Raw genomic sequence first — 2006 nt, 5'->3', positions numbered from 1 at the left:
CTGCCTGGCTGATGTTCATGTACAGTCGCCTACTGCTGGCAAGGGACTTATTAACTGATGATGGCGTTATATTTATCTCGATTGATGACAACGAGAATGCGAACCTGAAACTCCTTTGCGATGATGTATTTGGAGAGGAGAATTTAATTGCTAATGTAATTTGGCATAATAGTTCACGTGCCAGTGGTAATCAAATATCCACAGTACATGAATATTTGACTATCTACGGTCGCAAAACAAGCCTATTAGATATTTGGAAAATTCGAAGAGAAGGGTTTGAGAATGTTATTTTAGAGGTAAAGAAACTCAACAAAATAGAACCAGCTAAAGCACAGGCGTATTTATCTGATTATATAAAAAAAAAGCTCAAAGAAGATGAGGATGAATTTAGTTTTCTAAAAAACTATTCGAATATTGATGAAAGTGGTCGGATCTATTATGCTGTTGATCTATCTGGAGACGGACAAGGTAGTCCAAAGAAATTTGGAGATATCGAGTTAGAAGCACCACCAGGCAGACATTGGATGAGTCAAGATTTTATTGACGATTTGTATCGTCAGAATCGTATAGTATGGAGAGGGAGGCGCCCATACAAAGTTTCCTATTTGGATGAGGCAGAAGAACGTCCCCAAGGAATATTTCGATTTCCAACAAGAGCAGGGCGTCATGAATTGAAAGCACTATTAGGTACAGAACCGTTTAACAATCCGAAACCTACAAGCTTTATTCGTCGGTTTTTAAAAATGTCTACTGATAAATCAAGTTTGGTTTTAGATTTTTTCTCTGGTTCTGCCACAACAGCCCATGCCGTCATGCTACTCAATGCCGAGGATGGCGGTAACCGCAAGTTTATTTCAATCCAGCTTCCTGAAGTATTAGACAAAGACAATCCATCTCAAAAACAGGCTTTCAATTTTCTTACCGAGAACTCTCTGCCTACTACCTTGGACTACATCGGTATTGAACGCATCAAAAGGTCGGCAGCCAAAATAAAACAAGAACACCCCGACAAAGAACTTGAATTAGGTTTCAAGCATTACATACTTTCTGAGCCCAATCAAAACACTTTAGATAAACTGGATAGTTTTGACAAGGCAGGTCTTTTGGCAGACACCAGCATTCTGGATGATTTTGGGAAACCTACCATTTTAGCCACCTGGCTTAATGCCGATGGATACGGTCTTGCCGTTACTGCCGAGAACATTGATCTGGCTGGTTACACCGCTTACTATTGTCAGAAACACCTGTACCTGATAGACCCAGCCTTTACGCTGGAAAGTATGAAAGCCCTGCTGAGTAAATACGATGCGGAAGGACGCTTCAACCCTGAGAACTTGGTATTGTTTGGGTACAGCTTTCCTGATTGGAGCGTAAATGAAATGATAGAGAAAAACCTTCGCATCCTGAACGATGGAGAGAAGAATTTGAAAATCAACTTCACCGTTAGGTATTAACTAACTCAAGTTGCGATTAAATACATTTTTTGAGAGTGTTGGCAAAAATGAACAGTAATATTTTCACCAATAACCCTTAAGGTGTGACGGCATGGATGGGCCAGGAAAAACCCCAGTTATTTCACTGAAGGTAGTTTTTATTCTTTTCTTCGTGGACTCGATGATGTACTTCAGGGCCTTGAGATAACCTCCGCATCGCCCAGATTGCGCTTTGCCGCAGGCTTTTAGCCGCTTATCTAAAAGCAGTCATCAACACAACAGTAAATTGCTACAGTGAAGTCATTCATGGCAAGTAAAGTGTAAAGATTGGTCGCTTTACACTTTTACAAACCTGGATGGCTTCATAGTTTTATAATAGCAACTTGGGTTAACTACTATGTAACTATTATTAAAAAATTATGCCCTAGCATAAACAATAACTTAAGATGATCAAAGACATTATACAGCAAAACGACAACACCACCCCCAACAGCAGACAATTAGCTGTCCTTAAAGAGAATTTCCCGTCTTGTTTTAAATCCGATGGCTCTTTTGACATCGAACGTTTTAAAG

General features: G+C 39.8%; 1 protein-coding gene. It reads left to right on the top strand.

Translation table 11 applies throughout. The features are described 5' to 3' along the window. Window positions 1-1454, top strand: a 1454-nt coding sequence (locus tag JT718_RS20385) for a site-specific DNA-methyltransferase (RefSeq protein WP_262897371.1), incomplete at its 5' end; no start/stop codon positions are given. Between the last annotated feature and the right edge of the window lie 552 nt (window positions 1455-2006).

This window comes from Rufibacter psychrotolerans, assembly GCF_016924645.1.
GTDB classification, from domain to species: Bacteria; Bacteroidota; Bacteroidia; order Cytophagales; family Hymenobacteraceae; genus Nibribacter; species Nibribacter psychrotolerans.
This window is presented reverse-complemented; position numbering and strand designations above follow the sequence as displayed.